36 protein-coding genes and 2 pseudogenes are annotated in these 26,891 nt (G+C 42.8%); 36 read left to right on the plus strand and 2 right to left on the minus strand.

Annotated elements, in window-relative coordinates:
• The first annotated feature begins 117 nt into the window (after window positions 1-117).
• The 12 genes from ITG09_08040 to ITG09_08095 all read left to right on the plus strand — a co-directional run bounded on the left by ITG09_08040 (window position 118) and on the right by ITG09_08095 (window position 11,683).
• Entirely contained in the window at window positions 118-2,304 is a 2,187-nt protein-coding gene (locus tag ITG09_08040; protein ID UPR53610.1) for a TonB-dependent siderophore receptor, read from the plus strand.
• The gene (locus tag ITG09_08045; protein UPR50681.1) at window positions 2,294-3,271 is read left to right on the plus strand and encodes an acetyltransferase; all 978 of its coding nucleotides are present in this window, start codon (window positions 2,294-2,296) and stop codon (window positions 3,269-3,271) included. The genes ITG09_08040 and ITG09_08045 overlap by 11 nt, the downstream gene beginning before the upstream one ends.
• Window positions 3,272-3,345: 74 nt before the next feature.
• Window positions 3,346-4,635, plus strand: coding sequence for a lysine N(6)-hydroxylase/L-ornithine N(5)-oxygenase family protein (locus ITG09_08050; GenBank protein UPR50682.1), 1,290 nt, complete (start codon window positions 3,346-3,348; stop codon window positions 4,633-4,635).
• A gap of 356 nt (window positions 4,636-4,991) precedes the next feature.
• Window positions 4,992-5,246 carry a DUF3297 family protein gene (locus tag ITG09_08055; protein ID UPR50683.1) on the plus strand — a complete coding sequence of 85 codons (255 nt, stop codon included), beginning with the start codon at window positions 4,992-4,994 and terminating at the stop codon, window positions 5,244-5,246.
• Window positions 5,247-5,746: 500 nt separating this feature from the next.
• Window positions 5,747-7,120 carry a glycerol-3-phosphate transporter gene (gene glpT, locus ITG09_08060; protein UPR50684.1) on the plus strand — a complete coding sequence of 458 codons (1,374 nt, stop codon included), beginning with the start codon at window positions 5,747-5,749 and terminating at the stop codon, window positions 7,118-7,120.
• A 240-nt stretch (window positions 7,121-7,360) separates the two neighbouring features.
• Complete coding sequence (locus ITG09_08065; GenBank protein ID UPR50685.1) at window positions 7,361-7,825, plus strand: ASCH domain-containing protein; 465 nt, start codon at window positions 7,361-7,363, stop codon at window positions 7,823-7,825.
• A 96-nt stretch (window positions 7,826-7,921) separates the two neighbouring features.
• The gene (locus ITG09_08070) at window positions 7,922-8,851 is read left to right on the plus strand and encodes a D-2-hydroxyacid dehydrogenase family protein (GenBank protein UPR50686.1); all 930 of its coding nucleotides are present in this window, start codon (window positions 7,922-7,924) and stop codon (window positions 8,849-8,851) included.
• A 52-nt stretch (window positions 8,852-8,903) separates the two neighbouring features.
• Complete coding sequence (locus ITG09_08075) at window positions 8,904-9,404, plus strand: GNAT family N-acetyltransferase (GenBank protein ID UPR50687.1); 501 nt, start codon at window positions 8,904-8,906, stop codon at window positions 9,402-9,404.
• A 42-nt stretch (window positions 9,405-9,446) separates the two neighbouring features.
• Window positions 9,447-9,971, plus strand: coding sequence for an HAD family hydrolase (locus tag ITG09_08080; GenBank protein UPR50688.1), 525 nt, complete (start codon window positions 9,447-9,449; stop codon window positions 9,969-9,971).
• The gene (locus tag ITG09_08085) at window positions 9,964-10,560 is read left to right on the plus strand and encodes a class I SAM-dependent methyltransferase (protein UPR50689.1); all 597 of its coding nucleotides are present in this window, start codon (window positions 9,964-9,966) and stop codon (window positions 10,558-10,560) included. The genes ITG09_08080 and ITG09_08085 overlap by 8 nt, the downstream gene beginning before the upstream one ends.
• A 112-nt stretch (window positions 10,561-10,672) precedes the next feature.
• The gene (locus ITG09_08090) at window positions 10,673-11,053 is read left to right on the plus strand and encodes an STAS/SEC14 domain-containing protein (GenBank protein UPR50690.1); all 381 of its coding nucleotides are present in this window, start codon (window positions 10,673-10,675) and stop codon (window positions 11,051-11,053) included.
• Between the two features lie 228 nt (window positions 11,054-11,281).
• Window positions 11,282-11,683, plus strand: a complete 402-nt coding sequence (locus tag ITG09_08095; protein UPR50691.1) for an NUDIX domain-containing protein — start codon at window positions 11,282-11,284, stop codon at window positions 11,681-11,683.
• Window positions 11,684-11,736: 53 nt separating this feature from the next.
• Here the strand turns inward: ITG09_08095 and ITG09_08100 are convergent, their stop codons facing one another.
• On the minus strand, window positions 11,737-12,138 hold the full coding sequence (locus ITG09_08100) for a YkgJ family cysteine cluster protein (protein ID UPR50692.1): 402 nt from the start codon (window positions 12,136-12,138) through the stop codon (window positions 11,737-11,739).
• A gap of 198 nt (window positions 12,139-12,336) precedes the next feature.
• Between ITG09_08100 and ITG09_08105 the strand changes: the two genes are divergently transcribed.
• From ITG09_08105 to ITG09_08205, 21 genes and pseudogenes are all read left to right on the plus strand, one after another.
• On the plus strand, window positions 12,337-12,498 hold the full coding sequence (locus ITG09_08105) for a hypothetical protein (GenBank protein ID UPR50693.1): 162 nt from the start codon (window positions 12,337-12,339) through the stop codon (window positions 12,496-12,498).
• Window positions 12,498-13,187 carry a pseudouridine synthase gene (locus ITG09_08110; GenBank protein ID UPR50694.1) on the plus strand — a complete coding sequence of 230 codons (690 nt, stop codon included), beginning with the start codon at window positions 12,498-12,500 and terminating at the stop codon, window positions 13,185-13,187. The genes ITG09_08105 and ITG09_08110 overlap by 1 nt, the downstream gene beginning before the upstream one ends.
• 68 nt (window positions 13,188-13,255) lie before the next feature.
• Window positions 13,256-13,630 (plus strand): VOC family protein, encoded by a 375-nt coding sequence (locus ITG09_08115; protein UPR50695.1) that lies wholly within the window; start codon window positions 13,256-13,258, stop codon window positions 13,628-13,630.
• A 96-nt stretch (window positions 13,631-13,726) separates the two neighbouring features.
• Window positions 13,727-14,335: a sugar O-acetyltransferase gene (locus ITG09_08120; GenBank protein UPR50696.1), complete on the plus strand. Its 609-nt coding sequence runs from the start codon at window positions 13,727-13,729 to the stop codon at window positions 14,333-14,335.
• 160 nt (window positions 14,336-14,495) lie between these two features.
• Window positions 14,496-14,834, plus strand: a complete 339-nt coding sequence (locus ITG09_08125) for a hypothetical protein (GenBank protein ID UPR50697.1) — start codon at window positions 14,496-14,498, stop codon at window positions 14,832-14,834.
• Between the two features lie 475 nt (window positions 14,835-15,309).
• Window positions 15,310-15,927: an RraA family protein gene (locus tag ITG09_08130; GenBank protein ID UPR50698.1), complete on the plus strand. Its 618-nt coding sequence runs from the start codon at window positions 15,310-15,312 to the stop codon at window positions 15,925-15,927.
• Between the two features lie 288 nt (window positions 15,928-16,215).
• Complete coding sequence (locus ITG09_08135) at window positions 16,216-16,773, plus strand: nucleotidyltransferase family protein (protein ID UPR50699.1); 558 nt, start codon at window positions 16,216-16,218, stop codon at window positions 16,771-16,773.
• A gap of 139 nt (window positions 16,774-16,912) precedes the next feature.
• Window positions 16,913-17,329 (plus strand): NUDIX domain-containing protein, encoded by a 417-nt coding sequence (locus ITG09_08140; protein UPR50700.1) that lies wholly within the window; start codon window positions 16,913-16,915, stop codon window positions 17,327-17,329.
• Between the two features lie 25 nt (window positions 17,330-17,354).
• Window positions 17,355-17,807, plus strand: a complete 453-nt coding sequence (locus tag ITG09_08145; protein ID UPR50701.1) for an NUDIX pyrophosphatase — start codon at window positions 17,355-17,357, stop codon at window positions 17,805-17,807.
• A 73-nt stretch (window positions 17,808-17,880) separates the two neighbouring features.
• Window positions 17,881-18,288 carry a VOC family protein gene (locus ITG09_08150; protein UPR50702.1) on the plus strand — a complete coding sequence of 136 codons (408 nt, stop codon included), beginning with the start codon at window positions 17,881-17,883 and terminating at the stop codon, window positions 18,286-18,288.
• 142 nt (window positions 18,289-18,430) lie between these two features.
• A complete protein-coding gene (locus ITG09_08155; GenBank protein ID UPR50703.1) occupies window positions 18,431-18,787 on the plus strand; it encodes a hypothetical protein in 357 nt (118 codons plus the stop codon).
• Window positions 18,788-18,823: 36 nt separating this feature from the next.
• A complete protein-coding gene (locus ITG09_08160) occupies window positions 18,824-19,294 on the plus strand; it encodes a GNAT family N-acetyltransferase (GenBank protein ID UPR50704.1) in 471 nt (156 codons plus the stop codon).
• Window positions 19,295-19,374: 80 nt separating this feature from the next.
• Entirely contained in the window at window positions 19,375-19,719 is a 345-nt protein-coding gene (locus ITG09_08165; protein ID UPR50705.1) for a hydroxylase, read from the plus strand.
• Window positions 19,720-19,838: 119 nt separating this feature from the next.
• Window positions 19,839-20,255: a VOC family protein gene (locus tag ITG09_08170; protein UPR50706.1), complete on the plus strand. Its 417-nt coding sequence runs from the start codon at window positions 19,839-19,841 to the stop codon at window positions 20,253-20,255.
• A gap of 52 nt (window positions 20,256-20,307) precedes the next feature.
• Complete coding sequence (locus tag ITG09_08175) at window positions 20,308-20,727, plus strand: GNAT family N-acetyltransferase (protein UPR50707.1); 420 nt, start codon at window positions 20,308-20,310, stop codon at window positions 20,725-20,727.
• Between the two features lie 63 nt (window positions 20,728-20,790).
• Window positions 20,791-20,964, plus strand: a pseudogene (locus tag ITG09_08180) (GNAT family N-acetyltransferase).
• Between the two features lie 142 nt (window positions 20,965-21,106).
• Entirely contained in the window at window positions 21,107-21,364 is a 258-nt protein-coding gene (locus ITG09_08185; protein UPR50708.1) for a hypothetical protein, read from the plus strand.
• A 140-nt stretch (window positions 21,365-21,504) separates the two neighbouring features.
• Window positions 21,505-22,509, plus strand: coding sequence for an LD-carboxypeptidase (locus ITG09_08190; protein ID UPR50709.1), 1,005 nt, complete (start codon window positions 21,505-21,507; stop codon window positions 22,507-22,509).
• Between the two features lie 151 nt (window positions 22,510-22,660).
• Complete coding sequence (locus tag ITG09_08195) at window positions 22,661-23,119, plus strand: DUF302 domain-containing protein (GenBank protein UPR50710.1); 459 nt, start codon at window positions 22,661-22,663, stop codon at window positions 23,117-23,119.
• Window positions 23,120-23,378: 259 nt separating this feature from the next.
• Window positions 23,379-23,894, plus strand: a pseudogene (locus ITG09_08200) (adenylate kinase).
• Window positions 23,895-24,095: 201 nt separating this feature from the next.
• The gene (locus tag ITG09_08205; protein UPR50711.1) at window positions 24,096-24,269 is read left to right on the plus strand and encodes a hypothetical protein; all 174 of its coding nucleotides are present in this window, start codon (window positions 24,096-24,098) and stop codon (window positions 24,267-24,269) included.
• Window positions 24,270-24,365: 96 nt separating this feature from the next.
• Here the strand turns inward: ITG09_08205 and ITG09_08210 are convergent, their stop codons facing one another.
• Window positions 24,366-24,698 (minus strand): SEC-C domain-containing protein, encoded by a 333-nt coding sequence (locus ITG09_08210; GenBank protein UPR50712.1) that lies wholly within the window; start codon window positions 24,696-24,698, stop codon window positions 24,366-24,368.
• A 194-nt stretch (window positions 24,699-24,892) separates the two neighbouring features.
• Here ITG09_08210 and ITG09_08215 point away from each other — a divergent pair, with 194 nt between their 5' ends.
• The 3 genes from ITG09_08215 (at window position 24,893) to catB (ending at window position 26,851) form a co-directional block, all read left to right on the plus strand.
• Window positions 24,893-25,276 (plus strand): nuclear transport factor 2 family protein, encoded by a 384-nt coding sequence (locus tag ITG09_08215; GenBank protein ID UPR50713.1) that lies wholly within the window; start codon window positions 24,893-24,895, stop codon window positions 25,274-25,276.
• 125 nt (window positions 25,277-25,401) lie between these two features.
• Window positions 25,402-26,133, plus strand: coding sequence for a glucose 1-dehydrogenase (locus ITG09_08220; protein ID UPR50714.1), 732 nt, complete (start codon window positions 25,402-25,404; stop codon window positions 26,131-26,133).
• Between the two features lie 91 nt (window positions 26,134-26,224).
• On the plus strand, window positions 26,225-26,851 hold the full coding sequence (gene catB / locus ITG09_08225; protein ID UPR50715.1) for a type B chloramphenicol O-acetyltransferase: 627 nt from the start codon (window positions 26,225-26,227) through the stop codon (window positions 26,849-26,851).
• Window positions 26,852-26,891: the final 40 nt, after the last annotated feature.

Raw genomic sequence — 26,891 nt, forward strand, 5'->3', positions numbered from 1 at the left:
CGTGGTACACTCCGTTAAATTATTAATCGCAATGATAACTATTATCGTTATTGTTTGTGTTTTTATTGCAATTGGTTCATAGCCGTATTGAAGGAGAAATATATGAATCGGCACTTTATGCGCACCCCAACAGCACTTGCGGTCGCTTTAGTTATAACGTCAGGAATGGTTCAGGCCAACGAAGATGAAACCGTTGTTGTTATTGGTCAGCAGCTAGAAGACAGTTCAGTCGGTCCAGATTTTAGTTACGTGGGATTAAGCAGTCGCACGGCAACCAAAACAGACGTTGCGATAGGCGAGACGCCACGTGCAATTTCTATTGTTACTCGTGAGCAGATGGACGACCGAGCGTCAATCAGTATTGCCGATGCATTGCAATACACACCGAGTATCCAAGCGAATTATTTTGGTGAAGACAACAAGCAAGATTGGTTTGTTATCCGTGGCTTTCAGCAAGCAAACAGTGGCTTGTATCAAGACGGTACTCGTTTGTATTCATCCGGTTTCTACAGTTGGCAAATCGACCCGTTTGGTTTGGAGCGTGTAGAAATCTTACGTGGTCCAGGATCAGCGTTGTACGGCCAAACCCCTCCTGGTGGTGTTATTAACGTAATCAGCAAGCGCCCACAGTTTGATGGTGGTTCGGGTCAGTTTGCTATCGAATACGGTACTGATGATCGCAAGCAAATTAGCTTAGATGTGAACTCTGAAGTTAACGATAAAATGGCGTTTCGCCTGCAAGCACTTGGTCGTAAAAATGGCAGTCGTGTCGATGGTGTAGAAGCTGAACGCATTTTTATCGCTCCTTCTCTGGCTTATAAATTCACAGACGATACAAAAATCACACTGCTAACTAGCTACCAGAAAGATGATTCCGACCCGTACCTACAGTTTTTACCAATGGAAGGAACGTTAACCTCGAATCCAAATGGCAAAATCAGTGATAGCACAGCTGTAGGTAATACAGATTGGGAAACGTTCGAGCGTGAACAACTGTCATTAGGTTATGAATTTGAACACCATTTCAATGACAGTACCTACTTCATGCAGAACACACGTTACAGCAAGATGGACATTAACCTTCGTCAAATGTACACGATTGGCTACGCGAAAGACTTGGGCTTTCCTGACCCCACAAGCAGTAATATTCTACGCGGGGCTACTACTGAAGAAGGCTCGTCTGACGCATTTAATATCGATAACCGTGTTGTGCACACCTTTACCACTGGCATTGTAGAACATACTTTGTTGGCTGGTATCGATTACCAAAATATTGATATCGATAGCAAGGACTATCCTACAGACGGTGTTGCATTTAATCTTGGCTCAGATCCATTTGTCGCAGTTGATGGAAACCTACTGTTTAACATTTTTGACCCTACATATGGCAACAATGTCGCTTTGATCAATCCGGTTAGCCAGCAACCGTATACAGAGTCGGATCGTGAAACGACGAAAACCAAAAACAATCAATTAGGTTTGTATTTACAAAATCAAATGATGATTGCGGATAAGTGGGCAGTACAAATCGGTGTTCGTTACGACGATTCCCAAAACAAGACACATAACACGACTACTGGCGCTAAAACTAAGGTCGACAACGAAGAGTGGACAACCAACTTCGGTGTTGCTTACCTAATGGATAGTGGCTTTACGCCATACGTTAGTTATGCACAGTCGTTCAATCCTATTATTCAACTTGACGCAAATGGCGACCCGGCTAAACCAGAACGCGGCGAACAGTATGAAGTGGGTTTGAAATACCAACCGCGTAGCTTTGAAGGCTACTTCAACATAGCGGCATTTGAAGTCTCGAAAGAAAACCTAGCACGTACTGTTAATAGCCAGCTAACGCAAATTGGTGAAGTTCGTAACCGTGGTATTGAATTAGAGGCGGTGGCTAACGTAACAGAAGAGCTAACGTTAATTGGTAACGTGTCATTCATTGATTCTGAAATAACAGCAGATTCGACAAGCAGTAATGTAGGTAACACGCCATCACAAATTGCTGACCAACTTGCTTCAGCTTGGGCAAATTACCGCTTCCTAAATGGTCCTCTTGATGGCTTAACGATTGGTGCAGGTGCTCGTTACGTTGGTGATTCATACGCCGATAATACAGAAACTAACGTTGTTCCTTCTTACACATTGTTTGACGCAACACTGAGTTACCGAATCGAAGATTACAAGTTCCAAGTTGCAGCGAAGAACTTAGCGGACAAAGAATACGTGGCGACTTGCTCTGGTTCTTGTTTTTACGGTGATCGCCGTAACGTAATTGCGAGCGTAACCTATGACTGGTAAGCACCAGCCTCTGAACACTCTGCCCGATGGGCAGAGTGTTTCTTTAAGTGAGGCACAAGACAGTTACTGCGTGGAAGTAAGCTCAGGTGTGATTGAAGTTGTACGTGAAACAAACCAGTTCTGGCGTTTAATTCAAATGACAGCGCTCAATACGGAACAACTTTCTGCCTTTGCCATTCTATGTTCTGCTAACCCTGAGATTCGAACGATTGAACTCGGACAGTTTAAAAGCGAAGTGTTGGATTCTTTGTGTTTTGAAACTGCTGAAGGTTTAAAGGTGTTATGGCGTGAAGCCGTTATGCAAACACCTGATCTTTGGCTAAAAAACCAGAATCATAACCTTTACCCGCACAAGCAAATCCTCGACGCAGCAGGGTATCACCCAGCCAGACCAAAGCCCTTATTGGGTGAGTTGTATCGCCGTTATATTCCCGATCTTAACGCTGTTCTCACTCTCGAAGGCTTAGATTTCGACAAGCACTTAACCCTCTTCAATAAGTGGCAAAATAGCCAACGTGTTGCGAATTTCTGGGAGCAAACTGGTTCACTGGAAGAACACAAACAGTACTTAGAAGAATCACTTAAAAACACCAAAAATCAGCTTCTTATTGTGTCTTTAGACAATCAGCCTTTCGCCTACGTCGAAGTGTACTGGACCAAAGAAGACCGAATCGCACCTTATTATGCGGCGGGGGATTATGACCGAGGTATTCATATGCTGGTCGGTGAAGAATCCCACCGTGGTGCACATAAAGTAGCGGCTTGGCTGCCTTCCGTTTGCCACTTCATCTATCTATCAGATCCCCGTACAGAAAAGATTGTTAGCGAGCCAAGAGCCGATAACGACAAGATGATCGGATATCTGCAGAAATATGGATTTGCCAAAGTAAAAGAATTTGAATTTCCGCATAAACGTGCGGCTTTAATGTGTCAGTTGAAAGACAGCTTTTTCAGTAACGAGTTCTAATAATGAAGCGATAAGTACTGGTAAAGGGAGTCGGAATAGGGGCCTTGTACCCAACAATTATCATGAGGTTATACATGACGAAACAAATTAAGGAATATGATGTTCTCGGAGTAGGTTTTGGCCCTGCTAATTTATCGATAGCCATTGCGTTAGAAGAACAAGCTAAAGATAAAGGCTTGAGTTATTGCTTCTTAGAGCAAAAACCTCATTTTGAATGGCACGGCGGCATGCTGCTTGATGGAACAAGAATGCAAATCTCTTGTTTAAAAGATCTGGTGACGTTACGAAACCCAACAAGCCCATACTCGTTCGTAAACTATTTGCACACCAAAGACAGACTCAACGCTTTCATCAACCTTGGTAGCATGAACCCGTCCCGTGTTGAGTTTAACGACTACCTGACTTGGGTCGCTAATCAATTCTCAGAACGCGTAAATTATGGACAGCGAGTCATTGATATTGAAGCGATTGAAGAAAACGGTCATAGCTCAAAAGTAAAAGTTACCTCTACCGATATACATGGCAATCAGACGGTTCGAATCGCTAAGAATCTTATTGTTGGTATGGGAGGAATGCCGAAGCTACCGAAACAGTTTGAAGGCCATGATAATGAACAAATTATCCATTCTTCAAAATACAAAGCATGGCGCGAGACCTTTAAAGGAAATTCAGAGCCTAAAATCGCGATAGTCGGAGCAGGGCAGAGCGCTGCAGAAATATTCGTTGATCTAACAAACCGTTATGCAGATGGCGAGATTCATATGGTCAACCGTCGCTTCGCATTACACCCTGCCGATGACAGTCCGTTCGTTAATGAAGTGTTCGATCCTGATTTCACTGACCACATGTATGAAAGCACGCAAGAGCAGCGCGATCATATTCTTTCTCGTTTTAGTGCTACCAACTACTCGGTAGTCGATACAGAAGAGCTTAATACAATATATGAGTTACTCTATTTACAAAAAGTAACGGGAGAAGGCAAGCATCAGCATCTACGTTGCCATGACATTCAAGAGGTCGCGCAGAAAGATGACAAAGTCGCATTACGCTTGAATGACACGATCAACAAAACACAGGTATGGAATGAATACGATGCCATCATTCTTGCTACTGGTTATCGATACGATGAGTTCAACCAAATGCTGAGCTCAATTGAACCTTTGATTGATAGTAAATCGGTAGGGCGTTCATACCAACTAGACATGAAGCCAAGCTGTGACGTCAAAATCTTCCTACAGGGTTGTTGTGAATCTTCTCACGGCCTGAGTGACACGCTTCTTTCAGTGTTGGCTGTTCGTTCTAAAGAAATCGTGGATGCGCTTCTTTTTAGCTCTAACCAAACGGTTGAGACTGAAAAAGCGTAATCAACATAGCTACATAGCTACATAGCTACATAGCTACTTAGCGCCGAGCCCCTGAGTTTGGCGCTAATTTTCTAGATACATAGATAGCTCGCCTATTTTCATACTCGTTCGCTACCTTTCGCTTATTCCTACCAATAATATTCTTACTTGAGTCATCGCTATTCTCACCTCAACACTCGATTGTGTTACTGCTGGGTTTATCTTGGGTTCAAACAGAGCAACTATCGCCGATAAATCAAACAACTAGACGCTGATTAAAACTATCAATACGATTTATTACAGCAGTTGTTGAGCACAAAGCCTATATTGACTAGAATGACGCACTTTTTTTATTTACGTACATACAGGTAATGAACATGAGCGATACTAATTCAAGACCAGCTTTACCAGATCATCTTGCAGGCAACCCACGCAGCCCACACCACGTGGCTGAGTGTTTCGAATACCCAATCGGCATTCGTCTAAATGGTAAAGAGCGTACTGATGTTGAAGAATACTGCATCAGCGAAGGTTGGGTTAAGATCCCTTCTCCAAAAGCGCTAGATCGTTTTGGTCAGCCAATGCTTATTACTCTAAAAGGCACTGTAGAAGCTTTTTACATCGACGCATAATCACTTCGTGTGGCTAGCTAATACAAAGTAATTAGTTAATGTTTGTCTAATTAGTCAACATAAAGCCACCAAGCGTTGTCACCTAAAAGGGTCTAGAGAAATCTAGCCCTTTTTGTTTGCATTGATTTTGGCGAACTTCTTTAACCAATAGCCCAAACCACCTTCATAACTCGACAGATTTAACCAAAATTGTCGTTATTCACTATGCATTCGCAGTAATAACAAAGTTGCTGTTGGTTGAACTATGTTCGCTCGCTCTTTTCTTGTGCATTTACATTCGAAATTTCTGATGTTTAATTAGACAGAACCCCACAGAAATATGAAGCGTAGTCTAATTAAATGAAACTAATTTGCTGTATTTAAAGTAATTAATTGTTAATGGCTATCTCTGTCACAGAAATTAATCCTGAAGCACATACAATCCCTCCTGTTTTCGAATGAGCGTGAATTTTTTCGTTCGAGCATTTTATTCTTCCTTCGCCCAATAATATGAGGTTCCTATGTTTGGAATATTCAAACCTATGGCACATATCGATCGTTTGTCATCAGATAAGATCGATAGCACCTACACACGACTACGATGGCAGCTGTTTCTTGGCATCTTCGTTGGCTATGCGGGTTACTACTTAGTCCGTAAAAACTTTAGTTTGGCGATGCCTTATCTCATTGAACAAGGCTTTAGCCGCGGAGAACTAGGGGTAGCATTAGCAGCGGTATCTATCGCTTATGGCTTATCTAAGTTCTTAATGGGCAGTGTTTCTGACCGTTCTAACCCTCGTTACTTCCTCAGCGGTGGTTTGTTAATGTCGGCACTGGTGATGTTCTGCTTTGGCTTTATGCCATGGGCAACAGGCAGCATTACTGCAATGTTTATTCTGTTGTTCTTGAATGGTTGGTTCCAAGGTATGGGTTGGCCGGCTTGTGGACGAACCATGGTGCACTGGTGGTCACGTAAAGAGCGTGGCGAGATAGTGTCGGTATGGAACGTCGCGCACAATGTTGGCGGCGGTTTGATTGGCCCAATGTTCTTGTTGGGGCTGTGGGCTTTTAACGACGATTGGCGAACCGCTTTTTATGTTCCTGCATTTTTTGCCACTCTCGTTGCTGTCTTTGTTTGGTTTACCGTAAGAGATACGCCTCAGTCTTGTGGTCTACCTCCAATTGAAGAACACAAAAACGACTACCCAGATGATTACGACAAATCTCATGAAACTGAGATGACAGCAAAAGAGATCTTCTTTAAGTATGTCTTCAATAACAAACTGTTGTGGTCAATCGCTATCGCGAACGCGTTCGTTTACCTGATTCGTTATGGTGTACTTGATTGGGCGCCTGTTTATCTAAAAGAAGCAAAAGACTTCTCAGTAGATAAATCGTCTTGGGCTTACTTCCTGTATGAGTGGGCAGGTATTCCGGGCACGCTACTGTGTGGTTGGATTTCAGATAAGTTATTCAAAGGTCGCCGTGCGCCTGCTGGTATCTTGTTCATGGTGCTAGTGACTATCGCAGTATTGGTTTACTGGTTTAACCCTGCGGGTAACCCAACGGTTGATATGTTGGCTCTAATTGCGATTGGCTTCCTAATCTATGGTCCTGTAATGCTAATCGGCCTATACGCACTTGAGCTTGCCCCTAAAAAAGCCGCGGGTACAGCGGCTGGCTTAACCGGTTTGTTTGGTTACTTAGGCGGTGCAGTTGCTGCAAACGCAGTATTAGGCTTCATGGTTGACCATTACGGCTGGGATGGTGGTTTCACAATCTTGGTTGGCGCTTGTATCGCTTCAATCATCTGTCTGATTTACGCGTTCTTAGGTGAGCGCGCGCACCATAAACAAAAAGATCTCGAACGAGAGGAAGAAGCGCTAGCTCAGTAGTGTATTTACTGAATCACATATATCAATAACAACAGAGGCAGGTATATCCTGCTTCTGTTTTATTTAAGTGTCCATTCCCAAACAATCCTACCCACAATCTTGCTACTTGTATCCCCCCCCCATTTTGACATGTCACTGGTTTACAGCAATAACTTGCCTTGATAGGTTACTATCAATGTAGTCAGGTATTTAATCTATAAGTACTTATCGGCTCAACCTAATATTGAATTTGGAAAGATCATGGAAGAAAGAAGCAAAGCTTATCTCGATAGCTACCTAAGCACATTGCCAGCAGACTTTGCTTCGCAATATACCTCTTTTAGTGCCGACTATTACTGTGCTGACGAATACAACGCTAACCTCTGCGCTCAGTTAATTCTTAAGGGTGAAAAACAGGCGTCTTGTAGCCTTGAATATTGGTACAGCCATGAAGGAGAAGCGATGCCTGTCGTAGGGCATTTGCAAGTCGTCACTGACTGGGATGGCAAACCTATCTGTATTGTTGAGATAACCTCTGTTTCCTTGTGTCCATACAATCAAGTGACCGCTGAATTTGCTGCCGCCGAAGGTGAGGGCGATAAAACACTCGAATGGTGGAGGGAAGCGCATTGGAACTTCTTCTCACGTGAATGTGAAGAGCTTAAGATCACACCGAGTGAAGACATGATGTTGGTGCTTGAGCGTTTCAAAGTGGTTCATCAATAAGAGTAAGATTAAAAAGTGCCCATTGGTTTAATTGAATCTTAAGTCGCGGCACTTAGATCTCGAAAAGCAGTCAAGCAATACAACAAGGAGTGTGTAGTGAAAATTGCAATATTGGACGATTATCAGAACGTAGTAAAAAGCCTTGTGTGTTACCAAAAGTTAGAACAGCACAAGGTTACGGTATTCACAGAAAGTTACCTTGAAGACGAACTTGCGCTGAAGTTACACGATTTCGAGGCGCTTGTGTTGATCCGCGAACGTACCGAAATCACCGAGTCGTTATTATCCAAGTTACCCAATCTCAAGTTAATCAGCCAAACAGGTAAGGTCAGTAACCACATCGACCCACACATGTGTGAACGGTTCGGCGCGAAAGTATTAGAAGGGCGCGGTTCACCTGTCGCTCCGTCTGAACTGTGTTGGGCGTTGATCATGGCTGCATCTCGTCATATTCCTACTTACTCTTCAAACCTCAAGCAAAACCAATGGCAAGATTCAGGCTCACTTGGTTTAGGAAGAGCATTAAAGGGCTTAAAGCTAGGCATTTGGGGCTATGGAAAAATCGGACGTTACATCGCGCAATATGCCAAAGCATTCGGAATGGATGTGATGGTGTGGGGAAGCCAAACCTCAAGAGACCAAGCACAGGCCGACGGATTTGAAGCGGCAGAAGACAAACACGCGTTTTTCAGTAACGTAGATGTACTTTCTTTGCACCTGCGCTTGAATGACGCCACTAGAGGCTGTGTTACTGCTGATGATCTCGGCCTAATGAAGCCAGACTCACTGTTCGTGAATATCAGCCGAGCAGAGTTGGTCGAGACAAAAGCCCTATTTAATGAACTCACCAAGGTGGCAAGCAAACGAGCGGCGATTGATGTTTTTGAAATAGAGCCCGCTACGTCAGAGATTGAACCTCTGTTAGCCTTGTCAAACGTCACTGCGACACCGCATTTAGGCTACGTCGAACAAAATAGCTACGAACTCTACTTTGATATCGCTTTCGATAACATTCTGTCCTATTAAAGGGGGGGGCATATCGATCTAGAATCTGCCCAAAGAAAAAGGTAGAGAAAGTATGAGCTTAACAATCAGACAAGTCACAGTAGATGATGCTCAGGGTATTATCGATGTATTAAACCCAATCATCATCGAAGGGCGTTATACCATCTTAGATCAGACGTTTACGTTGGATGAAGAGAAAGGTTTTATTGAGTCGTTTCCTGAACGTGGCGTGTTCAGTGTTGCTGTCAATCAAACGACTAACCAATTGCTTGGTTTTCAAAACGTAGAGCCGTTTGCCTCTTATACGAAAGCCTTTGATCATGTCGGTATTATTGGAACATATGTAGACGCAAACAGCCGTGGGCAAGGCGTCTCAAAGCAGTTATTTGAACACACATTCGAAGTCGCAAAAACCAAAGGCTACGAAAAGCTTTTTGCTTATGTTCTAGCTGGTAACGAACGCGCATTAGCGGTGTACCTCAAGCAGGGCTTTGAAACTGTTGGAATAGCAAAGAAACACGCCAAGCTTGGCGGCCAATACTATGATGAGATTCTTATCGAGAAGTTCTTATAAGTACAGCGAAACATTCGCTACATCATCGATGCAGGAGGCATGATGAACAAAGCTACAAAATCAACGGTTTCAACCAAACTAACCAAAGCCGTCTTATTTGACTGGGGTAACACCTTAATGATCGACTTCCCAGACGCGCAAGGGAAAATGTGTGACTGGGAAACCGTGCAAGAAGTGAGGGGTGCTCGCGCATTACTGGCTGAACTCTCCCAAAATCACCAAATCTATGTTGCCACCAATGCTGGTGATTCTAGTGAAGACGACATCATTCGAGCCTTTGAGCGTGTTGGCCTGTCTAAATATATCTTGGGTTACTTTTGTAAGGCGAGCATTGGTTTTTCTAAGTTCGATTCGGGCTTTTATCCTGCCATCATTACCAAACTCGGTGTTGCACCACAAGATATCACCATGGTAGGTGACACCTTAGACAAAGATATTTACCCAGCACTTGAAGCGGGTTTGAAAGCAGTGTGGTTGAACACAGAAGGCACTGCTCTTAAGTCAGGGTATCCGAATATCGTACAAGTTCAAAGCCTAAGCGAACTATTGGAGAAGTACCATGGATGATCACTCTGAGATCTGGCGTCAGTATTACCAAAAGGCACTAAGCAAACCTCATTTAAAGAGAACTGAGTACGCAATTAAACTGAATGAGTCAGGCTTAAATGTTGCGATTGATTGTGGATGTGGAACAGGTAGTGATATCGCCTTTTTAGAACAGCAGGCGTATCAAGTGTATGGGTTCGACGTTAATCCTGATGCCATTACACTATGTCGTGATCGTTTTGGTCGCAAATCTTTGGTCGAGATATCTGAAAGTGGATTTGAAAACTATGATTACCCGAAATCTGGTGTAGTGATCGCTAATTGTAGTCTGTTTTTTGCTGACCCAACCCGTTTTGACGAGGTTTGGCACAATATTGCAAACTGTCTTGAAGTGGGTGGCGTATTTGCGGGTGATTTCATGGGCGTTGATGATAGTTGGGCTCGTGGCTATCGAACCCCAACAACACCGTTAACGAAAGCCAAAGTACTCAGCTTGTTCAACGATTTCGAGATGGTTCGGTTTGATGAGCGTGACGAACAAGCACTCACGTCGTTGGGTAGGATGAAGCATTGGCACACTTACTCGGTCGTTGCGATTAAGCGTCGTTAAATGTCAGTAACTAAAACTCGTTCGGATGCTTGTCCGTTTTGACGCCAACTTCTCATCTCTTTGCTGTTTAATCCTCTAAGCTAACTCTAGTTTCCACTATGAGGGCTAGGTTATGAATATCGAACGTCACGGAATATCGGTTGGAATTGAACGTGTTAGCGGTGAAACCATTGTTGTGTTCAAAGCGAAAGGCAAACTCACACACGATGACTATCAAGCAATGATGCCAATTCTAAATACCACGCTAGAAGAACTCGATTCATCTAAACTCAAGATGCTAGTCGACATCTCCACCTTAACGGGTTGGGAGTTACGTGCTGCTTGGGATGATTTCAAACTAGGATTAGAATTCAATTCTAAGATAGAAAAAATCGCGATTTATGGTGACAAAAGCTGGCAAGAATTTGCTTCAAAAGTAGGGAGTTGGTTCGTGTCTGGTGAGATTAAGTCATTCGAAGACCATGACTCTGCGCTTAAGTGGCTAGTTGATTGATTCTATCTACGGACAGCTAGAGAGCAATCCGTAAACATCGCCAATGACAGTTGATGAGCATTGTCTCGAACGCTGTCATTTTTCGTTTTGGTTATGATATTTCCTATTCGATTCAATAGAGTATATTTACTGCAGCGTGTAACATACGCAGGCTTTGTTTGGTCGTGACTAATAGTGTGGTCAGATTCAGCAAAAACGAGAACTAAAACAGAAATAAGGTCTAACGACATGCATAAGGTAATTGATAAGCTGGCTTGGATATTCATCAAAGACGGCAAGTTGTTGATGGTGAGATCAAAAGGCAAAGAATTGTTCTATCTACCGGGTGGTAAGCGTGAAGCTGGCGAAAGTGATGAGCAAGCGCTGCTTCGCGAAATCAAAGAAGAGATCTCAGTCGATTTAGTGCCTGATTCCATCAAGTACGTTGAGACCTTTACAGGCCAGGCTGATGGCAAAGCGGAAGGCGTATCGGTGCAACTGACTTGTTATCTTGCTGATTATACTGGCGAACTGTCTCCAGATGCTGAAATCGAAGAACTTAAGTTTGTTGATGTCAACGACAGAGCAGTATGCTCATTGGCAGCACTGGTTGCGCTTGATTGGTTAGAAGCGAACCAGTATTTGGCTTAAGGCCTTAGCGGCTATTAGCTAATGTTGAAGATTGATCTTCAAAAGATCATCGCTTACGAATAGCTCGAAGGGCGGCTGTCTTTCATCAACAGGTCGAGTTTCCTTTGAGCTTTCTTCGTGTCTTGTAAATCCACCACCTCAATCATTTCACACTCATCTCGTACCATCTCATTAATTAGGCTTGGGTAGTGTCGGCAATCTTCTGGACGGTCTAAGTAAATGCTACATGTGTACTTGGCTTGAGCTTTGGTGTCTTTCGTCGGAACCAACTCCAGAAAAGGGCAGCGAGTTAAACGTTCGCCAGATTCAGGATCAAACCATATCTCGCTTCCTCGAACATATTCAAAGATGTCTGGGTTGAACAGCTCCCACAAATCGATCTCTTCTTGAGTCGCGGCAAGGTCGCCATCTCCGTATTTGATACAGCATTTTCCGCATTGATTACAATCTTTCATTATCGACTTCATAAGTTGGTGAGCTTTTGTCATTTTACCACTGATAGGTGTGGCACGTTGACTTAGTTGTTCATTGATCGGAGCTTTAAAAGAACGACCTCATTGGATACTGATTTATCTAAGTCACAATACTGCAAACAAGGCTGTTAACAGTGGTACAATTTGCACTTAGTAAGTTATTAAAACAAAGGCATAAAAATGAGAACCGTATACACCACTGAAGGCGACATCAACGCAAAGAAACAGAAAGACGCTTACCCAAAGTTGGCGCTATGTGATAACTGCGTGCGAGACTATGTGGTGATTGCTCAAGGTGAACGTACCTATAAGCCTTGTGCTAAATGTGGTGCAGACGATTAATGCGCCTTGATAAATACCTTTGTAAAAGCACAGACCTCACTAAACCAGAAGCCGTTCAGCAAATCCAAAACGGTAAGGTGAGTGTGAACAGTGTGGTTGTGCTAGACGAATCTACTCAGGTTCATGAAAGTAACGCTATCTTGTTTAATGGTGATGCATTAACGCTACGAGAGTTTAGGTATATCTTAATGCATAAGCCAGCGGGTACCATCTGTTCCAATATCGATGAAGTTTATCCCTCGCTGTTCAACTACATCGAGATAGAGAAAGCATCAGAACTGCATATAGCAGGGCGCTTAGATGCTGACACCACCGGTTTAGTCTTGATTACCGATGATGGGCGCTGGTCATTCAATATCACGCTGCCAAGCAAGTCATGTAAGAAGGTGTACCGCGTGACATTGTCACGAGATATCAAAGACGATGTCGCTGATAAGTTCAAAGTGGGCATTCAATTGCAAGGCGAACAAAAACCGACCCGCCCGGCAGAGCTTGAAGTGATTACTAGTAAAGAAGTGCTGTTGACCATTACAGAAGGTAAGTTTCATCAAGTAAAACGAATGTTTGCTGCGGTAGGGAATCGAGTTGTTGGCCTTCATCGCGAACAGATTGGTGATGTTCGTTTAGATGTTGAAGCAGGTCAGTGGCGTTATCTCACAGAAGACGAAGTTAGCTCTTTCAGCCAGTAACTTAAAATAAATTAAAGCATAGAGCCTAGTGATACTTCTGGGCTTTAAAACAGAAGGAATTGTTTATCATGGAAAACCTGAAAGTCACTGAAATCAAGTCGTTCGTACCCGCGAAAGATTTCGACTTATCAAAGCGCTTTTATCAAACTCTCGGCTTTGAAATCATGTCGGAGTTTCATGATATCGCTTATTTTCGGCACGGCGATTATGCATTCCTTTTACAAGATTTTTACGAACCTGCGCACTGTCACAATTACATGATGCACTTGCTGGTGGAAGACGTAAAAAGTTGGTATCAACACGTGCAAAACTCTAATGTAATGACGGAATTTGAAGTTACCGTTTCCGAGGTTGTTGAGCAGCCTTGGGGAATGCTTGAGTTTTGTATCACTGACCCAAGTGGCGTGCTATGGCGTGTTGCCGAGAACATCAGACCACGTTAGCCCATAAACTTGTTTTAAAGCCATTGAAACGCTTCAAATTATCCATATGTCGCTTTATTTATACCGCTCTTCGGTAATTATCAAATAGGTTCAAACATGGATATAAAGGCTAAAATGCACAGCCAAGACGTTTACTACTGTGACGACGTTGATTTGGTCGCAGAGCAAACTCAATGCTTAGAAGTGCTATACGATTTCAACCACACCCGCCCGAGTGAAGGTGATAAACGACAACAAATCATGAAGCAGTTGTTCGCCGAAGTTGGTGAGGGCTGCTACATTGAACCACCATTACATGCGAACTGGGGGCGTCACACGCACCTAGGCAACAACGTATACGTGAACTTCAATTTAACTTTGGTTGACGACACAGACGTATTCATCGGCGACAACGTGATGATTGCGCCTAACGTGACCATCGCCACTGGCACACATCCAATCAGCCCAGAGCTCAGGCTAAAAGCAGCGCAGTTCAATGTTCCCGTCCGTATTGGCAACAACGTTTGGCTTGGCGCACACACCGTCGTACTTCCTGGTGTCACCATTGGTGAAAACTCAGTAATAGGGGCAGGGAGCATCGTCACCAAAGACATCCCAGCTAATGTGGTTGCTGTCGGTAACCCATGCCGTGTGGTACGCGAAATCAACGAACGTGACCGAGAGTATTACCACAAAGGTCGCCGTATTCCTGATGAGCTAAAGTAAGCGATTTTTCATATCTCTTAAATTAGCTGTGACATAATTCATTGTTATACAATAGATTGCTTGTATATTATTTATGCATTTAAGACACTAGGCTGAATTATTCTGGATTTAAGTGCAGAATTTTTTGGTCTAATAGTTGCTATATGTACAGGGAGTTTCAATGAAGGGTTTTCTCAAAGGGATTTTAGCTTATCTGGTTGTGATTTCGTTAGTTCTGCTAATTTCTCGCTATTTTTTTGATTACCTATCCACAATAGACTTGGTTGACTACATTGCATATAGCGGGGTTTTACTTGTTGTATTGGGAGGCATTACATTTGATGGTAACAATCCAGCTAATCAAGACTTTTTGTCGTTAATGATTCATCGTGAACTTGTGTCCCGAACCAATGACTTTCAAGACGAAAGTAATAAAGTAAGTTTTGCAGTTAATGTCGGATTGATAGGTATATTTTTACTTATTGGTAGTGGTGTAATGGCTTGGCATATTAGCAAGTAAAACATACAACAAGGCGCTTAAGTCTGATTCGTAAACGCATGCCGAACTCGCTTCGCTCAGGCACGGCACACATTCATACACAGCTTATCGTTATGCCTCGTCATTTTTCCAGAATTAAACTAACTATCCATACCTAGTATTAATAGTTTGTTTGGGTTCACGGTGCTTTTATAAACGATTTGGTAAAGTGACAGTTCAATGTGCATGGGGGATTTACTATGGGAACAATAATCGGACTTGTGATTCTGGCTGCAATAGATTGGTATCTTTTTCGTAAAACAGGTCTTCATATTCATCAATGGATCTCTAAAAAGTATGCGACGCGTTTGTCGGATAAGGGAAACAATAAATAGTCTTTCTTATTAACTCATCAGATATCCATTGATGAAAAGCCTGAATATTATGAATTTAAAAATGAAACACATAATATGATAGGTGCGGAATTATTTGCCAACTTTGAAAGTGGAGAGTAAATATGAAGTCAGATTTTTCTAAATTAGCGACAACCGAGTATGGAAACATACTAAGTAATGAGCACTTTATTAACTTTAGTATTGTTCCTCTTTGGCTGGGAATACCGCGAATTTTTGGAGAGGCTTTTACTGTTCAGTTAACGTCAGGTGATAATTTAATGCTTCATTCTGCCATATACGAAGCTCCAGAAGGTTCCATCATTGTAGTGGATGGAGTTGATAGCGAATATGCAGTAGCCGGCGGTAATGTATGCGCAGTCGCTAAGAGTCGAGGTATCAAAGGCTTTATTATTGATGGTGTCATTCGCGATTTGTGTGAAATTTCAGATATGAAGTTTCCAGTTTTTGCGAAAGGTGTTCATCCAGTACCGGGAAAGAAAGAGATCTATTCTGAATTGGGCACTCCAATCACTTGCGGGGGAGCAAAGGTCTCTACGGGAGATATCATTGTGGCTGATGTAGAGGGGATTGTCGTTATTCCTAAATTAAAGAAAGACGAAGTGTTTTTAATGGCCTCAAAGAAAGCGAGTCAAGAAGCGTCATTAACACTCTTTGAGTGGGAAGCAAGTCATCGGGTCAAAATAGCTCAAGCAATAACTTCTGCTAAACAAAAAACTTAACTAGTGCTGCAATTGATTTATAACGCGTGGCATTTTTACCGATTAACAAGCGTTAGACAATAACGAATAAATTCACCCATGGAGAAGAGAGTGATCGTACGGACTACGACGAACTATGAAAATAACGACGTTGGTTGATAACTCTCGACTGGATAACAGGAAAGACTTAGCCGTGGAGTGCGGGCTGTCGTTGGATATTGAAACCGAGACACTAAAGTTCTTGTTCGATATGGGAAGCGGCAATACGTTTTGTCAAAACGCACCATTACTGGATGTTAATAGGTCACGATGAATACGCAAAAACTAAAGAACCTTATTCAACAAGTTCCTGAGCTAATCGAAACAGCCAACGTATGTCGTGAGGTGGGCTTGCCAAACTTCTATATTGCAGGCGGTGCTATCACTCAAATAATCTGGAATGATATCGAAAACAAACCGCTTCTAAACCAAGTTAAAGACTTCGATGTTGTCTATTTTAATAATGCTTCAGCCCTCACTGAGGACGAGTTCAAAAACCGCATTCGTTCGCGGTTAAGTCATTGTGTCGACGTTGATGTAAAGAACCAAGCGACCATTCATGAGCGTTACGCTAAGAAGTTCGGTTGCTTTATTCAACCATACGATCGTGTTGAACAAGGTATCGAATCTTGGCTTTCTGCGTTTGCTATCGGGTTTACTCTGGATGATGCTGGAGATATCAAGTTGTTTGCACCATACGGTGTAGAGGACGCGTTTGACATGCTGATTAAGCCGAATAAGCGAGCAATGACAGAAGCGAACTACAACAAAATGACCGCTGGTTATAAGGCCCGATGGCAGCAAGTAAAAGTGTTTCCTTGGGATTGACTGATAGAGCTTTACGAGATGATTCTCAACATTTGGTATTTCACTCGGCTTAGCGTCGGTGGTAAGTTTGAACGCAATCTCTGCATTGTTAGTCGCTTAGCTGTTCGTTTGTCTTTTGGTAATAATTAAGGAGTTTTAAGTGAATCAGGAAGTAAGAGTAGGTGTCGCTGCGGTTATTCTACGTGAAGGGCGAGTGTTACTTGGAGAACGAATTGGTTCTCATGGTGCTCATGCATGGGCAACGCCGGGCGGACACCTTGAGTGGGGTGAGAGCATTGAAGAGTGTGCCAAACGTGAAACACTTGAAGAGACTGGCCTAGTTGTTAGTGGATTTGAGAAGCTTTCTTTTACCAATGATATTTTTGAGAAAGAGAACAAGCACTATATAACGCTGTTTGTTGTTGCTTCTGACGTTAGCGGCGAACCAGAGATAACAGAACCTGATAAATGTAAGCAGTGGAAATGGTTTAAGCTAGATGAGTTACCTGAGCCATTGTTTCTTCCTCTGACGAATTTGTTGAGCGATCCGGTCATCCTTGGGAAGTTAGCTCCGTAAACGTGAACGATTGGAGGGTACATCAATGAGAGCACCTTTTCAGGTTTTGGTCTTTCCCTATCAAATAGTCGACACTAAACCTCGGTTTTTAATCGCACTCAGAAGGGACAATAGTGTATGGCAGGCAATATCCGGTGGTGGCGAAGACAATGAATCATTACTTGAAGCAGCAAAACGAGAGCTCTCTGAAGAGACTCAATTAGTTGGTTGTAACTGGCAGTTGCTCGATTCAATGTGCATGCTTCCAAAAGTCTTTTATGCAGGAAATAAAAATTGGACTGAGCATCCATTCGTAATTCCTGAGCATTCCTTCTCAGTAAAAGTCATGGAAGATCCTCGACTATCAAGTGAACACACAGATTACCGTTGGTGTGATTACCGAGAAGCCCGTGAACTTCTAACATATGACTCAAACAGGAATGCGCTTTGGGAGATCAACGAGAGGCTTTACAAAACAAGCTTAAAGTATACAGATTAATTAACTCTATATTAGAGTGGAAATCCTGATTAGACTTTTACTAATCTCTCGCTATTTAGTGAATAGGTAAATCATGACATTACGAGTAGTTCCAGAACTTTATTGTTTCGATATTAATGTGAGTAAATCCTTCTTTGTCGATGTGTTAGGGTTTGAAGTGAAATACGAGCGCCCAGGTGAGGAGTTTGCTTATCTAACGCTTGATAGTGTTGATGTGATGCTTGAAGGGATTGCGGGCAAAAGTCGAAAATGGCTTTCAGGTGATCTGGAGTTACCTTTAGGGCGTGGCGTTAACTTTCAATGGGATGTGATCGACATCGAATCTCTATATCAGAGAGTTAACGAAAGTGCCATTGATTCTATTTACTTAGCGTTAGAGTCGAAGTCTTATCAATGTGGTGAGTCCATCGCGATTCAGAAGCAATTCATCGTTCAAACCCCAGACGGTTATCTCTTTAGGTTCTGCCAAGATATTCGTTAACACATAAATATTATTGGTCATTTATTTATTGCGAAATAAGCTGCTAATTCTGGGATAGTGTGTCAATGACATTCAAACTCGATATCGAGCCCTTGGATGACGCATCTTCCCAATATCAAAACAATCCTTGGAGTATTTAGAAATGTTGTTTTCTAGTCTGTCTAAACCATTAGTTCATGGCTCCGAGTTATGTTCTGAACTGCTCAATTTCTTAACCGAGCACAAGAGTGATTTCGAAGAAAAGTTAATCCCCGATCTGTCATACATCGATGATATGGCACATGTGGTGAACGGCATTAAAATCAAAGACGTTCTACACATCAGTAGTAATCAATACCGACTTCAATATTCGTTTGATTGGGAGCTGTTTTTAGGATGTTCAGATAGGAACGAAACCGGTGTAGAGAATGGAAGTGTTCTATTCACACTCAATGACAGTAACGTTCTTAATATCAACTTCCCAAACTACGCCTCTCGAGACACTAGCGATGAGCTGTAGTCGGTTTTTCGTGCGTGTTATATAGAAGGAAGAACAATGATAACTATCGAAAGGCTTGAAGAATCACATGTGACGTTAGTTCAGGCTATCCAACTCGCCGATGAACAGGTTAAGTTCGCTGGCACAGCTGCGGAGTTTTTATTAGACGGCAGTGCAACGACGCACTTGCACGTGATTAAGTCTGATAACGAAGTTGTTGGTTTCTTTAAGCTTGATATCGCTTACGCAGATTCTTATGAGTTTTGCCCTGAAGGAAGCATTGGGTTAAGAGCTTTTGTGCTTGATAAAAATCAGCAAGGTAAAGGTTTAGGAACAGGCACGGTGAAGGCATTGTTTCCGTATTTACAAGCGAATTACTCAGCGTATGAGTCGATTTATTTAACCGTGAATTGCAAAAATCCCGCAGCATTCAACTGTTATCAGAAAGGTGGCTTCGAAGATACCAATGAACAGTATTTAGGTGGCGCAGCAGGCCCGCAATTTATCATGCGCGGTCGAATCGCTTAGTTCTGATTAACTGATGATGAGAAAACCCTGCACAGCTGTCTGCAGATTAAGAGTCTTAAAAAATACGAAAAGGAAATTTGATGAAAGTTCAATACCTTGAAGTGGTTACTCCAGAAGTCGATGTTGTTTGTGCAACATACGCTCAGCTCTATAACGTGAAATTCAGTGGTGCTGATGTGAACCTTGGTGGGGCGCGCACTGCAAAACTATCTAATGGTGGAGTAATTGGCATTCGAGCGCCGCTTCGTGAAACTGAAGAACCAACTGTTCGTCATTACACGCTGGTTGAGGATATTCAGTCGGCGGTAAATGCAGCTAGGAAACTAGGCGCCGAAGTCGCGGTGCCTCCAATGGAGTTACCACGTCATGGCATGTGTGCCATTGTTATTCAAGGTGGCGTCGAGCTCGGATTCTGGGAGTTATAGGTGATACATAGCCTTTAGATTGTGAAGGACGAGATACTACGATTTATGATACGACACCTAGTGTCTTTGCCGGCTTCATGGCATCATTCCACGCAGCTAAAACCCCAACAAGGTATGTTATGACACAGAATATTGTCCACATTGCACTCGTGGTAAAAGACTACGATGAAGCGCTTGATTTCTATGTAAACAAGCTTAAGTTTGATCTCATCGAAGACACGTATCTGCCAGAAGAAGATAAACGCTGGGTTGTTGTTGCTCCACCAAATTCAACCGGAGTGAGCCTGTTGCTTGCCAGAGCTTCTAAACCAGAGCAATTTGATTTTATCGGCAACCAAGCTGGTGGACGCGTATTCCTATTCTTAAACACCGATGATTTCTGGCGTGATTACGAACGTATGACGTCTTTGGGTATTAACTTTGTTCGAGAGCCTAAAGAGCAAGGCTACGGTACCGTTGCTGTGTTTGAAGACCTTTACGGTAACTTGTGGGATCTGCTTCAGTTAAACCCTGAACACCCTATGGCTAACAGGTAGATAAGCTTAACCAATAACCCTAATTCAAGTCATACGGATTTGCAGGAGCGACATGGAAGTCTCTAGGTATCAATCCAAGTATTTAACCGCTTTACAGGCGCTCTATCTAGAATCAAGACAGAGCACCTTTCATTGGGCTGATGCCGACGCTTTTAAGTTATCCGATTTCGATTTAGATACAGAAGGTGAAGAAATATGGGTCGCCGTTTCTGGCGCAGAGGTTTTAGGTTTTGCCTCTATTTGGAAACCTGAAAGCTTCATCCATCACCTCTATGTTTGCCCGCGAACGCTACGTTCTGGGGCAGGCTCTGCTTTACTTAATACCTGCAAACAATATTACTCTAATCTGACATTGAAGTGTTTGGCTGCCAATGAAAATGCTATTGGCTTTTATCAGTCGCAAGGCTTTGTTATCTCATCCACAGAGGAAGAGGGGTTAGAGCGTTATCACTTAATGACTTATCAAGCTTAGTAATAACAATCACAAGCCCTGCAATTACAACAAGGGCATCAAGTCGGGAGCTAAACAGAGAATATGGAAATAAAAAAGCTTTCAGCGACGGAGGTACTTCTGGTTAGGCATCAAGTGCTTTGGCCTGATAAACCGATGTCGTTTTGTATGGTGCCAGATGACGAACAAGCAACGCATTACGGCGCGTTTATTGGTGAACAGCTGGTTTGTGTCGCGTCTATCTATATCCAAGGTCATTAAAGTAGATTCAAGATGCATGGCACTTATCTTATGTCTCATTTCTTTCTAATAAGACTCTAATGGACAACAATAAGTTCGAGAACCGAGTGATAAGTTGTTAGTATGCATCAACTTTATAAATATCAGTTGGCTTATGTAAATGCTTGATAATAAGTATATTAAACACCCTTATCACTGTGAGCAGTGCAACGCGCTTACCCCGCACCTTGCTGTTAACCCTTCCGATGCTCAATCTAAAGCGGACGCTGAATCTGAAAAGAGACAATGGAAACTAGGCGTGTTGATGGAATACCTGATGACGTTATTGTTTAAAGGTGACCATAATGTTCCTGGTTTTTATGTCGACAGTGATTACGAATACCAATGTGAAAAGTGTGGGACTAAGTCGTGGCACTGATTGGGTATGAACATTTGATTCAACCCTAATTTTCGAGCGCTAATCCTCAAAATTAACTCGCTTAAAGAACTAGTTAGCTTTAAGAATTAATGAGTTTCAATCAGGCGTATTAATCCAACCTTGTTATGGAGGACAAACGAGTGATATACCCAAAAGCTTTAAATATCGGTGACAAAATAGGATTTTTCTCACCGTCATCGCCCGCAACTGTCTTTGCACCTAATCGATTTGCTCGTGCTAAACGTTATTTGGAAAAGCAGGGCTTCATTTTAGTTGAAGGTTCGTTAACTGGAGATTCAGAAGGGTATCGTTCTGGTTCTATTCAAGCGCGAGCCGAAGAACTCAATCAGCTCATTCGAGACCCTGACGTGCGCTGTATTATGTCGACCATTGGCGGTAACAACAGCAACTCACTGTTGCCATACATCGATTACGACGCCCTTAGAAACGACCCGAAGATCATTATCGGCTATTCAGATGTCACCGCATTATTACTCGGTATTTACGCCAAAACTGGATTGGTGACTTTCTATGGCCCGGCACTCGTCGCGTCATTTGGTGAGTTCCCGCCATTAGTCGACGAAACCTTCCAATCGTTTACTGACATCGTATGCTCGGATTCAAGCCAACATCAGTACACGATGCCAGAGCGTTGGACGGACATTAAACACGATTGGGAAGCTCAAGACTCTGCAAAGCCTGTTTACGATAACGAATGGCACTTTATGGGAAGAGGTCAAGTAAGCGGTGGTGTGATTGGTGGTAATCTGAGTACGATGGCAGGGATTTGGGGCAGCGAATACATGCCAGATATTCAGTTAGGCGACATTCTGCTTATCGAAGATTCACTAAAAGGCATTGAAGCCGTTGAGCGTTCATTCGCGCACTTATTGGCTTGCGGAGTATTCGATAAAGTAGGTGCGCTTGTGCTTGGCAAACATGAACTGTTTGATGACAAAGGGACAGGGCGAACACCACTTAATGTACTTCTTGAAGTGCTGAACGGTAAAAATGTCCCGATCCTGTATGGCTTTGACAGTTGCCACACTCATCCTATGCTAGTCACGCCACTAGGTGTACAAGGCACTATTGATTTTGATGACCATACATTCAAGCTTCAAAGCCAATGGTTAGCGTCGAGTTAGTCTAAACTGATGATAATAAGACGCATTAGAAAAGTGATCCTCTCTGCAAACCGAGAATGGAAACGCGTCTATACTGACATGGGTTACGTCGCTGATTTTGGAAGTGGCGCTATGAATGTAAATTTGATTAGGTTAAATCTCAGAGGTGACGATGAAAAAATTACTACCACTATGCGCCATTTTGCTCTCGGCATCATTTTCAGCTGCGGCTTCTGATGGTTTGATTAAATACCAAAGTAATTACTCAGTGAAAGAGACCGCTGACCGCTTTGAAGAAATCGCTAAAAGCAAAGGTTTGACCTTGTTTGCGAGAATCGACCATCAGAAAAACGCGAGTAAGGTCGATCTTGAATTGAGACCAACGGAAGTCATCATCTTTGGTAACCCGAAAGTAGGGACACCATTAATGCAATGTGCTCAAGATGTCGCGATAGATTTACCACAGAAAGTGCTAGTCACTGAAGATTCTAATAAGAAAGTATGGTTGTCTTACAACGATCCTAATTACTTGGTAGAGCGTCACGCGATCAATGGCTGTGACGAGGTAGTTAAGAAAGTATCAGGTGTACTAAGCAAGCTATCAGAAGCGACAGTGGCGAAAGCGAAATAACCTAGTTCAATAAGCACTCATTAAGACTATTAGTGGGTGCGATATGACGATGATATCGCTCGTTAGCCATTGTGTTGACAACTAAGCGACAATATATAAAAGTAGTTTTATGAAACTGAATTTAGCGCCGTTTAACCAACGAATTATCATCATTCCATAGGAATGGTGGGATTGTTGATGCGCTTTGTTTATCGAACCCACCCGTAAGGTGGGTTTTTTGTCGCTGTCTTATGGGTTTTGTCTGAATAGAGGAAGTCATATGAAAAAGATCGCGGTTTTTGGTAAGCCTGGGAGTGGAAAGTCCACAGTCAGCAAGGCGTTAGCACTAGCTACAGGGATAGAGCTTCACCAGTTGGACTCGATTGTTTATAAGGCCAACTGAGAGTTTGTTGAACGTGAAGTATTCGAGCAGGCTCATGAGAGCATACTTAAGTCAGAAAGCTGGATCATCGATGGTTTTGGCCCTCTAGGCTCGTTCAACACACGGTTAGATGTAGCTGACACCTTGGTTTATATCGACCTTCCTTATTCAATTAGCTACTGGTTTGTAACCAAGAGAATGCTAAAAGGTTTATTCGTTAAACCTGAAGGCTGGCCTGATGGAAGTTCAGTTATAAAAGGCACAATACAAAGTTATAAGACACTAAAACTTTGTCCTAAATTTTGGAATGACGACTTTAGATCACAGTTAGAATTGCGCACTAAAGAGAAAGAGGTTTACATCATCAGAAGCGTGACTGAATTGAATAACTTTGTTCACCAACACGTCACTTAACAGTCGAGAGTTTACTTTTCTTTAAAACGCTCTGACTTACTCATAACTTCATGAAAATATTTAGGTTTAACTCTATGTGTGGCATATTTGCCATATGTTTAGTTTGTGCTTTGAGTTAAGGTGATAGATATTATGTATGGAAGTGATAAGACGAGAGCGTTCTGCTGTAACTGTAAGGAACTTACACTGCATAGGTACACGATGTTCAGTAGCCAAGTGCAAAAGGCACCACAAGCTGAAGATAAAGAACCGAGCTTACTCCAAAGAGTTTTATCGGAGTTTCTATCTTTTGGTGTAACAGGTTCGGGCGCGACAGGTGATTACAAATGTACCCAATGTGGAACATATCTGAATACACCAGACAACCTAGACTGAGTTTGGCCTATACAAAAAAAAACGGGAAGACCTCAATGATCTTCCCGTTGGGTATTGCTTATCTCATCGTGCTATTGGCAGTTTGAGTAAGAAGCCTTATGCACAACACTTCTTGTACTTCTTACCGCTACCGCAAGAACATGGGTCATTACGGTTAGGAGTCTTTTCAAACGTCATCGTTTTTGGCTTGTTCAGTAGAGTATCAAGCTCGATGGTGTTCTCTTCTTTGTCTGCGTCGACTGTAACAGTAACGAAGATAGTATTTTCAGCGGCGAGTGCTTCAACTTCTGCTTTGCGCGCTTCCGTTTGAACCATTACTGCGATTGGAGATTCTTCAGTACCCGCTTTTACATCGCGGTTTACGTTGTAGCCAGCAAGAACGTGGTTCTGTCTTGTTTCGATACGGCCTTTGAAAAATAGTTTCGACATTGGGTACTCATTAAAAATGTTGAATGGCGCTATTTTTAATGGCGATAGCGCAATGGAGCGGGGATTATACGCATATATCGCAATTGTTAAAGCAGTGATGTGTGCAAAGGTCACTAGGTTTTTATTAAAGAATGAAAGTGTGTTGGACAACTTGTCTGATTCTACGTTCAGATGAAAGGGATTAAGGAAGAATAATGACACCAAAACAAGTGGTATTAGGATTTTGGGATGCAATGCGCAGTAATGATTTTGCAAAGGCGAGTGAATGGTTAGCGGAAGATTTTGAAGGCTATTGGCCTCAGTCGTCTGAATTGACGGTTGGGCGAGACAACTTTATAGCAATCAATTCTGAATACCCGGCTAATGGTGTTTGGGAATTCTCGCTCAATTCAATTGTCTGTGAAGGTGATACGGTAGTAACGGACGTTTCGGTTACTGACAGTGTATTGAAAGATCGAGTGATTACCTTTCACACGGTCGTTGATGGTTTAATCCAAAAACAAACTGAGTTTTGGCCAGACCCATTTGAAGCGCCGGCGTGGCGATCGCAGTGGGTTGAGGTTGTATCGAGCAATTAGTTTGTATCGATACGACCAGTTTGTAACGAACAACCAGATCGTATCGAACAATTAGTTTGTAACGATACGATCAGTTCATATCGAGAAATCAGGTTATAACAAACAAGTGGCATTAGGAGGTTTCATTGAGCAAGGTAGTGATTGTAACAGGCGGAAGCCGAGGCATTGGCGCAGCGACGTCTAAATTGTTGGCCAGTAAAGGCTATGCCGTATGCGTTAACTTCATACACAATGAGTCGCGAGCTGAAGCGCTAGTGAACGAGATTCGTGAGCAGGGCGGAACCGCGATTAGCGTGCGTGCGGATGTGTCTGTTGAATCGGACGTGAAATCTTTATTCGAGATTGCTCGTAATAAGCTAGGCCCAGTGACGCACTTAGTCAATAATGCCGGGATCTTGTTTACGCAGTCACCATTGGTTGATATTGAATTGGATCGCTTTGAAAAGGTGATGAAATCCAACGTATCAAGCTGCTTTCTGTGTAGTAAAGCCTTTATCAAACAAGCCGATGGCGCGGGTTCGATTGTGAATGTATCGTCTGCCGCTTCTCGCACCGGCGCACCATTTGAATATGTGGACTACGCTGCGTCTAAAGGCGCGATGGATTCACTGACCAAAGGATTATCGCTAGAATTGGCTGCGCGTAATATTCGCGTTAATGGTGTAAGACCGGGTTGTATTTACACAGAGATGCATGCAGACGGCGGAGAGCCAGATAGAGTCGATAGACTATCTTCGCAGTTACCATTACAACGAGGTGGAACACCAGAAGAAGTCGCGAACTCTATCGCATGGTTATTATCAGACGAAGCGTCGTATGTAACCGGCTCGTTTATTGATATTGCGGGTGGTCGATAGGGCGTTGGCCTTTAAACTAAAACAAACCAGTTAAAACCATAAGCACGCAATAAAAGTACCTAACAAAAAGAACGAAACTAAGAGTACAAACATGAAAAATTATTTTGAGAGTCCGTTTGTCGGAAAGTCACTCAAAGAACAAGTGACCAATCCAAATATTATTGTGGGTGAGCACAGCTATTACTCGGGCTACTACCATAACCACAGCTTTGATGACTGTGCGCGTTACCTATTACCAGATAGAACCGACATTGATAAGCTGATCATCGGTAGCTATTGCTCGATTGGTTCTGGTGCCGTATTTATGATGGCGGGCAACCAAGGCCACCAAAATCAGTGGGTGAGTACCTTTCCGTTCTTCTACCAAGACGATGAAAAATTCGAAGGGGCGATCGACGGCTTTGAACGCTCTGGTGATACCGTGATTGGTAATGATGTATGGGTTGGCACAGAAGCCATGATCATGAGCGGTGTTAAGGTCGGTGACGGAGCAATCATCGCAAGTCGAGCGGTTGTGACTAAAGACGTCGCACCATACTCGATTGTTGGTTCAAACCCAGCACGTCACATCCGTTATCGTTTCGATGACACTGAAATTGCTCAGTTGTTAGAAATGAAATGGTGGGAGTGGAGCGAAGAACAGATCAAAGGCGCAATGTCGTTGATGTGTTCTTCAGATATCAATGGGCTTTACCAATACTGGAAAGCGCTAAAGTAACCGTTGTTCTCTGGGCACTTTAACTCATCGTTACGACATT

Origin of the sequence: Vibrio cyclitrophicus, from assembly GCA_023206055.1 — a bacterium.
In the GTDB taxonomy this organism is placed as follows: domain Bacteria; phylum Pseudomonadota; class Gammaproteobacteria; order Enterobacterales; family Vibrionaceae; genus Vibrio; species Vibrio cyclitrophicus_A.

Bases quoted from the DNA above. Each gene is read 5' to 3' on its own strand.
- ITG09_08095 (UPR50691.1), top strand. From the start codon at position 11,282: ATGCATAAGGTAATTGATAAGCTGGCTTGGATATTCATCAAAGACGGC.
- ITG09_08045 (UPR50681.1), top strand. From the start codon at position 2,294: ATGACTGGTAAGCACCAGCCTCTGAACACTCTGCCCGATGGGCAGAGT.
- ITG09_08170 (UPR50706.1), top strand. From the start codon at position 19,839: ATGACACAGAATATTGTCCACATTGCACTCGTGGTAAAAGACTACGAT.
- ITG09_08210 (UPR50712.1), bottom strand. From the start codon at position 24,698: ATGTCGAAACTATTTTTCAAAGGCCGTATCGAAACAAGACAGAACCAC.
- ITG09_08090 (UPR50690.1), top strand. From the start codon at position 10,673: ATGAATATCGAACGTCACGGAATATCGGTTGGAATTGAACGTGTTAGC.
- ITG09_08065 (UPR50685.1), top strand. From the start codon at position 7,361: ATGGAAGAAAGAAGCAAAGCTTATCTCGATAGCTACCTAAGCACATTG.
- ITG09_08055 (UPR50683.1), top strand. From the start codon at position 4,992: ATGAGCGATACTAATTCAAGACCAGCTTTACCAGATCATCTTGCAGGC.
- ITG09_08080 (UPR50688.1), top strand. From the start codon at position 9,447: ATGAACAAAGCTACAAAATCAACGGTTTCAACCAAACTAACCAAAGCC.
- ITG09_08135 (UPR50699.1), top strand. From the start codon at position 16,216: ATGAATACGCAAAAACTAAAGAACCTTATTCAACAAGTTCCTGAGCTA.
- ITG09_08085 (UPR50689.1), top strand. From the start codon at position 9,964: ATGGATGATCACTCTGAGATCTGGCGTCAGTATTACCAAAAGGCACTA.
- ITG09_08155 (UPR50703.1), top strand. From the start codon at position 18,431: ATGTTGTTTTCTAGTCTGTCTAAACCATTAGTTCATGGCTCCGAGTTA.
- ITG09_08185 (UPR50708.1), top strand. From the start codon at position 21,107: ATGCTTGATAATAAGTATATTAAACACCCTTATCACTGTGAGCAGTGC.
- ITG09_08115 (UPR50695.1), top strand. From the start codon at position 13,256: ATGGAAAACCTGAAAGTCACTGAAATCAAGTCGTTCGTACCCGCGAAA.
- glpT (UPR50684.1), top strand. From the start codon at position 5,747: ATGTTTGGAATATTCAAACCTATGGCACATATCGATCGTTTGTCATCA.
- ITG09_08150 (UPR50702.1), top strand. From the start codon at position 17,881: ATGACATTACGAGTAGTTCCAGAACTTTATTGTTTCGATATTAATGTG.
- ITG09_08165 (UPR50705.1), top strand. From the start codon at position 19,375: ATGAAAGTTCAATACCTTGAAGTGGTTACTCCAGAAGTCGATGTTGTT.
- ITG09_08100 (UPR50692.1), bottom strand. From the start codon at position 12,138: ATGAAAGATTGTAATCAATGCGGAAAATGCTGTATCAAATACGGAGAT.
- ITG09_08105 (UPR50693.1), top strand. From the start codon at position 12,337: ATGAGAACCGTATACACCACTGAAGGCGACATCAACGCAAAGAAACAG.
- catB (UPR50715.1), top strand. From the start codon at position 26,225: ATGAAAAATTATTTTGAGAGTCCGTTTGTCGGAAAGTCACTCAAAGAA.
- ITG09_08040 (UPR53610.1), top strand. From the start codon at position 118: ATGCGCACCCCAACAGCACTTGCGGTCGCTTTAGTTATAACGTCAGGA.
- ITG09_08125 (UPR50697.1), top strand. From the start codon at position 14,496: ATGAAGGGTTTTCTCAAAGGGATTTTAGCTTATCTGGTTGTGATTTCG.
- ITG09_08120 (UPR50696.1), top strand. From the start codon at position 13,727: ATGGATATAAAGGCTAAAATGCACAGCCAAGACGTTTACTACTGTGAC.
- ITG09_08145 (UPR50701.1), top strand. From the start codon at position 17,355: ATGAGAGCACCTTTTCAGGTTTTGGTCTTTCCCTATCAAATAGTCGAC.
- ITG09_08160 (UPR50704.1), top strand. From the start codon at position 18,824: ATGATAACTATCGAAAGGCTTGAAGAATCACATGTGACGTTAGTTCAG.
- ITG09_08195 (UPR50710.1), top strand. From the start codon at position 22,661: ATGAAAAAATTACTACCACTATGCGCCATTTTGCTCTCGGCATCATTT.
- ITG09_08130 (UPR50698.1), top strand. From the start codon at position 15,310: ATGAAGTCAGATTTTTCTAAATTAGCGACAACCGAGTATGGAAACATA.
- ITG09_08050 (UPR50682.1), top strand. From the start codon at position 3,346: ATGACGAAACAAATTAAGGAATATGATGTTCTCGGAGTAGGTTTTGGC.
- ITG09_08215 (UPR50713.1), top strand. From the start codon at position 24,893: ATGACACCAAAACAAGTGGTATTAGGATTTTGGGATGCAATGCGCAGT.
- ITG09_08205 (UPR50711.1), top strand. From the start codon at position 24,096: ATGTTCAGTAGCCAAGTGCAAAAGGCACCACAAGCTGAAGATAAAGAA.
- ITG09_08175 (UPR50707.1), top strand. From the start codon at position 20,308: ATGGAAGTCTCTAGGTATCAATCCAAGTATTTAACCGCTTTACAGGCG.
- ITG09_08075 (UPR50687.1), top strand. From the start codon at position 8,904: ATGAGCTTAACAATCAGACAAGTCACAGTAGATGATGCTCAGGGTATT.
- ITG09_08110 (UPR50694.1), top strand. From the start codon at position 12,498: ATGCGCCTTGATAAATACCTTTGTAAAAGCACAGACCTCACTAAACCA.